Source organism: Nonomuraea sp. NPDC049637, from assembly GCF_040675235.1.
In the GTDB taxonomy this organism is placed as follows: Bacteria; Actinomycetota; Actinomycetes; order Streptosporangiales; family Streptosporangiaceae; genus Nonomuraea.
On the sequence record NZ_JBFAOM010000045.1, the window covers coordinates 71,704 to 79,161 of the forward strand.

Here is a 7,458-nt window from a genome sequence, read left to right on the forward strand (position 1 = left end):
TCAGCTGGACTCTCCGAGCAGGAGGTCGCCCGCGATGTCCGCCTTCTCGGGGCTGTAGTACTCCTTGATGCCCTCGGCCCAGACCGGGACCTTGACCTGGTCGTCCTGGGAGGGGCCGAACGCGTCGAAGAGGGTGTTGACGTTGCGCCGCTTGAAGCCGATGGCGGTCATGAGCGCCATGAAATCGGTGCGGTGGATGAGGCCGTCGCCGTCGGGGTCGCCCAGCTCGGCCAGCGCCTCGGCGAAGTCGGTGAGCGCGTCGTCGAAGCGCTCGGGGGACAGGACGCACGCGCTGTACTCCTCGAAGCTGATGCGGCCGTCTTTGTCCTTGTCGAGTTCCTCGACAAGAGTCGTCCAGTAACGACGGAAAGCGTCACTGATCGCGCTCTTGGCGGCTTCTGTGGAACGAGGGGAGGCCGCCAATACGCGGTTGGCCATGCGGTCGAAGTCTTCGGCCTCAAGGTAACCGGTGCCGTCGGCGTCGAACAGGGTGAAGATGAGCTTTACTCGGTCGATGGCCGCGTCTTGCATGCCTGACACCTTTCTTCGGCGGGGTCCGGGTGCAGACTCTATAACGGAACCAGACGCGTGGGTGACCAGGTCTTTGGCGCTGATGGAAACGTAAAATCCCGCATTTGGAATAATTCGCCAGAAAGCCTCGATGGGCGACAAAGGTGGAGAAGTCATGCGATTCTCGCACCCGTGGCAGGCGGGGACCGCCGGGAAGCTGGGGATATTTCCGATTATATGGGGATTTGTGACTTGCGGTTCGAGGGCGCCGTGATTCTGTAGCCCGGAAGCTAGTTTTTCATGTCTCCGGGTGATGGTGGGCGCGGGGGTGGCCCGGATGGGGGTAGCCTTGGCGGCTTTTAGGTGATTGCGTCGTCGCCGTCTCGTGGCAAGATCTACAATGTAAAGGCGACGGCGAAAGTGATCTTCCGAGGCGAACGGCCCCACGGACCGTCCGGCAGCGGCGGTCGGGCTGGATGCTGGGGAAACGAACGTCCCCTCACTTTCACTTTATAGCGGATCCCCGCCCCTCATGAGACCTCGAGAAGTCGTTCATACTGCCCGTTGCGAACCAACCCGACGATGGATGGAGCGACGGAATTGGGTTACGTGCTGGAGTTCGGGCAGATCAACGCGGCGAACATCGCGGACGTCGGCGGGAAGGGCGTCGCCCTCGGCGAGCTCTCGCGGATCGACGGCGTCCGCGTGCCGGACGGCTTCTGCGTCACGACCAAGGCCTTCCAGCGGGTGGTGTCCGCGGTGCCGTCGTTCGACGCCCAGCTGGAGCTGCTGGCGAAGGTGGATCCGGACGACCGTGCGGCGGTCCGCGCGCTGAGCGCGGAGATCCGCGCCGTCATCGAGGGCGCGCCGGTGCCCGACGACGTGGTGGCGGCGATCGGGGAGTCGCTGGCCCGGCTCGGGGAGCAGGCGGCCTGCGCGGTGCGGTCGAGCGCGACGGCCGAGGACCTGCCGACGGCGTCCTTCGCCGGGCAGCAGGACTCGTACCTGAACGTCGTGGGGCCGGCGGAGGTGCTTGCGCATGTGCGGCGGTGCTGGGCCTCGCTGTTCACGGAGCGGGCGGTGGTCTATCGGCGTCGTAACGGGTTCGACCACCGGGGGGTGCGGATGGCGGTGGTCGTGCAGCGGATGGTGTTCCCGGACGCGGCCGGGGTCCTGTTCACCGCGGATCCGGTGACGTCGGACCGCAGGACCGCCGTCGTGGAGGCGGTGTGGGGGCTGGGTGAGGCGCTGGTCTCGGGCGTGGTCGCGGGGGACGTCTACACGGTGCGGGACGAGCGGGTCGTGGACGTGTCGGTCGGGGACAAGGCGCGGGTGGTGCGGGCCTCGCCGGCGGGCGGCACCGAGGAGGGGCCGGTCGAGGCCGAGCGGTCGGTCCGGCGGGCTCTGACCGATGAGCAGGCGGTTCGTCTGGTGGGGCTGGGACGGCGGATCGAGGCGTGGTTCGGCCGGCCGCAGGACATCGAGTGGTGTCTGTCCGGTGAGGAGTTCCATGTCGTCCAGAGCCGGCCGATCACGACGTTGTTCCCGGTCCCGGTCGCCGACGACCAGGACAACCATGTCTACGTCTCCGTGGGGCATCAGCAGATGATGACCGACGCGATGAAGCCGCTGGGGTTGTCCTTCTGGCAGTTGACGACGTCGCGGCCGATGGCGGAGGCGGGCGGGCGGCTGTTCGTGGACGTGGCCCCGGTTCTGGCGACGGCGGCGGGCCGGGCGAACCTCATCGGGACGTTGGGGAAGTCCGATCCGCTCATCCGGGACGCGTTGCAGACGGTGGTGGACCGGGGCGACTTCATCCGCGCGGTGCCGGAGGAGGAGTCGGGCGTCGCGCCCGCCGCCGCTCCGCCCGCGCCGATCGAGACCGATCCGGAGCTGGTCGCCGAGCTGGTCCGGGACGGCCGGGAGTCCGTGGCCGTGTTGCGGCGCCGTATCGAGGAGCTGTCCGGGCCGGAGCTGTTCGAGTTCATCCTGGCCGACATCGCGGAGCTGAGGCGGCTGCTGTTCGGTCCGCGCAGCTTCCAGGCGATCATGGCGGGGATGGAGGCGGCCTGGTGGCTGAACGATCACCTGGAGGAGTGGCTGGGTGAGCGGAACGTGGCCGATGTGCTGACGCAGTCCGTCCCGCACAACGTCACGTCGGAGATGGGGCTGGCGCTGCTGGACGTGGCGGACGTGATCCGTCCGCACGCGGAGGTGGTGGCGTTCCTGCAGCGGGTGGCGGCGGAGGATCGGGAGGGCGACGGCTTCCTGGAGGAGCTGGGCGAGCTGCCCGGCGGCCGGGAGGCGGCCGAGGCCATGCGGGGCTTCCTGGAGCGGTACGGCATGCGTTGCCCGGGGGAGATCGACATCACCCGGACGCGCTGGAGTGAGCGGCCCGCCATGCTGGTTCCGGTGATTCTCGGCAATGTCCGGAATTTCGAGGCGGGTGCCGGTGCGCGGCGTTTCGAGCAGGGACGTCAGGAGGCCCTGCGCAAGGAGCGGGACGTGCTGGCGCGCCTGCGGGCCCTGCCCGACGGGGAGCGGAAGGCGGCGGAGACCGAGCGGATGATCGCCCGGGTGCGCACGTTCGCGGGCTATCGGGAGTTCCCCAAATACGGCATGGTCTGCCGTTACCTGGCCTACAAGCAGGCGTTGTGGCGGGAGGCCGATCGGCTCGTCCGGGCGGGGGTGTTGCGGGACCGGGAGGACGTCTTCTACCTGCGGTTCCAGGAACTGCAGGAGGTCGTGCGCACGGGCGAGGCCGACGGCGAGCTCGTCCGGCGGCGTCGGGAGGACTTCCGGTGGCACGAGACGCTGCGCCCGCCGCGGGTGATCACGTCGGACGGCGAGGTGCTCGCCGGCCGGTACCAGCGCGAGGACGTGCCGCCGGGGGCGCTGGCCGGCCTGGCGGTGTCGGCGGGGACCGTCGAGGGACGTGCCCGCGTGGTGCCGGACATGGCGCGGGCCGATCTGGCGGCGGGTGACATCCTGGTCACCGCCTTCACCGACCCGAGCTGGACCACGTTGTTCGTGGGCATCGCCGGGCTGGTGACGGAGGTGGGTGGCCTGATGACGCATGGAGCGGTGATCGCGCGGGAGTACGGGCTGCCGGCGGTGGTGGGGGTGGAGGGGGCCACCCGGCTGATCCGGGACGGGCAGCGGATCCGCGTGCACGGGACCGACGGGTACGTGGAGCTCCTCGACTGAGCCGCGGCGGCCCTGTCTCGCGTGCCGGGGTCAGAGCGCCGGCGCCGGTACGCTCAGCGGCTGCGGGGTGCCGTGGTCGGCGGGCGCGGGGTGCTCGGCGGGGGCCTGGAGGCGGGGCCGCTGTTCGGGGGCCGGGCACTGGCCCTGGCAGTAGCCGTTGACGACGACGAGGCGTCCGCGGGCGGCCGTGTAGTCGCTGCGCTGCCGGCCGGGGAGGACTCCCTTGCAGGTGGGGCAGCAGATGGGCTGGTCGGCTGTCATCAGGGCCTTTCGACGTCGTGGATGTCGTGGGCGCGGGTGCTCCGGGCCGATGGCGGCTCCGGAGCACCGGGTCGGCGGGAGGTGCCGTGGTGGTCTGTGCTCAGGCCACCAGGGGGCTCTTCACCGTGCGCCTTCTGCAGTATGGCGACCGCGCGCGGGGGAGGGGCGGGCGGGGTGGCGTGACGGGCTGAGGATCGTTCCTCGCGGGGTTGTTTCCTTCCTCCCGCTTGGCAGCGGCTTCGCCCGCGGGTGGCGTTCCGGCGTCGATCGCGGCTTTGCCTGTTACGGCCGGCGCTTCGGGGGAGCTTCGGAAGGTCAGGGCTTGACGAGCACTTTGAGGCTTTTGCGGTCGGCCATGTCCCGGTAGCCGGCCGGGACGCCGTCGAGGTCGGTGGTGGCGTCGAAGACCTTGCCGGGTTCGATGACGCCGTTCAGGATGTCGGGCATCAGCTCCTCGATGTAGGCCCGGACCGGGGCGGGGCCGCCGGCCAGGCGCAGGTTGTGGCGGAACAGGCTGTCCATGCCGATCGGCGCGTCGTCGTACTGCGGGACGCCGACGCGGCTGATGACGCCGCCCGGCCGGACGACCCCGAGCGCCTGCTGGTAGGCGGGCATGTTGCCGACGGCTTCCAGGACGACGTGGGTGCCGTCACCGCCGGTGAGGTCGCGTACCTGCTCGATGCCTTCCTCGCCGCGGGCGGCCACGACGTCGGTGGCGCCGAACTCGCGGCCGAGGTCGGTGCGGGCCTGGTGGCGTCCCATGAGGATGATCTGCTCGGCGCCCAGGCGCCTGGCCGACAGCACGGCCAGCAGCCCGACGGCGCCGTCGCCGATGACGGTGACGCGGGTGCGCCGGCCGACGCCGCCGGCCACGGCGGCGTGGTGGCCGGTGCCGAGCACGTCCGCGAGTGTCAGCAGGGACGGCATGAGGGGCGAGTCGGCTTCGACGGGCAGTTTGACCAGGGTGCCGTCGGCGAGCGGGACGCGTACGGCCTCGGCCTGGCCGCCCTCGTCCGGTTCGGCGTCCCAGAAGCCGGCCTGCGGGTCGGCGCAGGAGGTGTGCAGGCCCTCGCGGCAGAACCGGCAGGTGTTGTCGGAGATGGCGAACGGCGCCACGACCAGGTCGCCCCGGGCGAGGGTGGTCACCTGGGAGCCGACGTCCTCGACGATGCCGATGAACTCGTGTCCCATCCGGGCGGGTCCGTCCTGCGGTTTCATCGAGCCGTAGGGCCACAGGTCGCTGCCGCAGATGCAGGACGCGGTGACGCGGACCAGCGCGTCGGTGGGCAGTTGGACGGCCGGATCGGGCACCTGCTCGACGCGGACGTCGCCGGCACCGTACATCAGGGTTGCGCGCATCAGGAGTTCTCCGATTCGTTCTTGCGTGGTGGTCGCGAGCGGGCCCGAGCGTCCCGGCTTCCTGGCTCCTCCCCGTCTGACCTGGCCATACACGCTCAAGGCGGAGGCCAGGGCGGGCGCGTCACGCCTGGCGGCCACCCATCCCCAGGAGCCGCCCTCCACCGATCCGTCCCGCTGAACGGGTCGTTCGCATTCCGGTGTGGCGGGATGCATCCGATATGTTCTTGTTTGTCGGGTCTTTGGGCTGTGTTGGGGGAGTTGTGTGCGCGCACTACCGCTGATCGTGGCTCTCGTGCTGAGCCTGGGCGGCTGCGGTGCGATCCCGGGACTGCCCTATCGGCCCGCGGACCCGCCGACGCCGAGTCGCGCCGCCTCGCCCGCCGCCTCACCGTCTCCGTCTCGGGCTCCGTCGCCGGACGCCGCGCCGTCCGCGAGCGCCACCCCGGCTCCCACGGCGACCGCGCAGGCCCTGACCGTCGCCCGGGCCCGGACGGCCATGCGCACGTGGCTGGCCACGTACAACGCGGCGCTCAGGAAGCGCAAGTGGTGGCGGTCGAACGCCCGGCTCGACGCGCTGTTCGTCGAAGGCGCCCTGTACGAGGGTGTGCTCGAACGCAGCCGTGAGGAGCTCGGATGGAAGCCGGCGCACCGGCCGATCAACCCGACCGGCACCCCGACGATCTATGTGCCCAGGCCGGAGCGGCAGCCACCGGCCGGGGACTGGTTCATCGCGAAGGCGACCTACCGGGACACCAAGGGCCACAGCCGTCCGCACCTGCTGGGGTTCCTGCGCTCTGCCGGGCAGTCCTTCCGGCTGGCCGTCGTGACCCCGGTGCACTGGGGACAGCGGATGCCCGAGCCGCTGCTCGACGCCGACGGCTACGTCACGGACATGGACGACGCGATGGCGGCCGCCGTGGCCGAGGAGTACCGCAACTTCTGGAACGGGGACAAGGACAAGGAGGGCGACTCCGGCTACCGCCTGGCCAAGGACAGCTACAGCCGCAAGGCGTTCCCCGAGGTCAACAAGGGGTTGTACGTCGGGTTCGCCGGCCACGGCTCCGTCTTCGGCTTCCGTACGGCCAGTGGCGGCATGTTCTTCCTGTTCGCCCTGCTCAACGACACCAAGAGCGTCACCAACGTGCTGAGCGAGGCGGTGCTGGTGCCCAAGGGCGGCAAGGCCGTCCAGGAACTCGGCGGAAGCTGGTTCTCCTAGGGACGCTCCTGCGCTGCGGCCGGGGTCAGACCGGGGTCGACGCTCTTGGACGCGGTGTGGCGCGTCCAAGAGGTAGTGATCACACGTGCTCGGCCATGAGCTTGGCGTGGTCGGCGTCAGGGAGCCAGTCCCGCTGTGGCGTGTAGTCCAGCCATCGGTGGGCGCGGCCGGTGTCGGCGAAACCGCGCACCAGGGGTTCGAGCAGCGGATGCCGGTGGGAGGTGCGCCAGACCAGCGACCACGCGTACAGCGGGGTCGGCTCGACGAGCGGGATGGAGCGCAGACCTGCGTGGCCGGGGAGCGGCGCGTCGGCGGGAACGAGCGTGAAGCACGAGACGTCGGCGCGGAGGTGCTGCACAAGGTGGTCCAAGCCTAGATTGGGGCCGTCCTGTCGCCGCGTGATCTGGAACTCGTCGGCGAAACGGCGCAGGAAGTCCAGGCGAGTCAGCTCGGCCGGGCACCACAGGGTGCTGTCGCGCAAATCGGCCGGACGCAGTGTGGTGGCGGCGGCCAGCGGGTGCGACGTACTCACCACGGCGTCGACCGGTTCCAGCCGCGCCAGCCGCTGAGTGAGGCCCACGTCGGAGCCGCCCGGCAGCGGGTGCACCCGGCCGAAGCCCACGTCGGTGTCGCCGCGCAGCAACGCCGCTGCGACCGAGGGCCAGTCGCGTCCCGGGCCGGGCTCCAGCCGGACCATGCTGAGCGCCTGCACCGCTTGAGCGACGGTGCGCATCGGCGCGTACAGGTGGCCCCAGGTGTCGATGCGCACGACTGGTCCGGCTCCCGTCACCTCCGCGACCGCGCGTTCGGCCGCCGCCAGGGCCTCGCGTGCGGCCGGCAGGAACCGCTCGCCCGCCTCGGTCAGCCGGATGCAGCCCTCGCGTTGTTTCAGCCGTACAGCCAGC

7 protein-coding genes are annotated in these 7,458 nt (G+C 70.6%); 3 read left to right on the top strand and 4 right to left on the bottom strand.

Going from position 1 to position 7,458, the window contains the following annotated elements; translation table 11 throughout:
* A complete protein-coding gene (locus AB0J71_RS40215) occupies positions 1–531 on the bottom strand; it encodes an EF-hand domain-containing protein (protein WP_352323995.1) in 531 nt (176 codons plus the stop codon).
* Between the two features lie 588 nt (positions 532–1,119).
* Here AB0J71_RS40215 and rph point away from each other — a divergent pair.
* A complete protein-coding gene (gene rph, locus AB0J71_RS40220) occupies positions 1,120–3,717 on the top strand; it encodes a rifamycin-inactivating phosphotransferase (protein WP_364419376.1) in 2,598 nt (865 codons plus the stop codon).
* Positions 3,718–3,747: 30 nt separating this feature from the next.
* Here rph and AB0J71_RS40225 read toward each other — a convergent pair whose 3' ends face one another.
* Positions 3,748–3,978 (bottom strand): hypothetical protein, encoded by a 231-nt coding sequence (locus tag AB0J71_RS40225; protein WP_352323994.1) that lies wholly within the window; start codon positions 3,976–3,978, stop codon positions 3,748–3,750.
* A gap of 315 nt (positions 3,979–4,293) precedes the next feature.
* Positions 4,294–5,337, bottom strand: a complete 1,044-nt coding sequence (locus AB0J71_RS40230) for a zinc-dependent alcohol dehydrogenase family protein (RefSeq protein ID WP_364419372.1) — start codon at positions 5,335–5,337, stop codon at positions 4,294–4,296.
* Positions 5,338–5,362: 25 nt separating this feature from the next.
* On the opposite strand from AB0J71_RS40230, the gene AB0J71_RS40235 reads away from it, so the two are divergent.
* Together AB0J71_RS40235 and AB0J71_RS40240 are read left to right on the top strand one after the other, a co-directional pair.
* Complete coding sequence (locus tag AB0J71_RS40235) at positions 5,363–5,515, top strand: hypothetical protein (RefSeq protein WP_352323992.1); 153 nt, start codon at positions 5,363–5,365, stop codon at positions 5,513–5,515.
* 84 nt (positions 5,516–5,599) lie between these two features.
* Positions 5,600–6,553: a hypothetical protein gene (locus tag AB0J71_RS40240; RefSeq protein ID WP_352323991.1), complete on the top strand. Its 954-nt coding sequence runs from the start codon at positions 5,600–5,602 to the stop codon at positions 6,551–6,553.
* 79 nt (positions 6,554–6,632) lie between these two features.
* On the opposite strand, the gene AB0J71_RS40245 is transcribed toward AB0J71_RS40240, so the two are convergent.
* A partial coding sequence (locus AB0J71_RS40245; RefSeq protein ID WP_364419374.1) for a LysR substrate-binding domain-containing protein occupies positions 6,633–7,458 on the bottom strand: 826 nt, incomplete at its 5' end.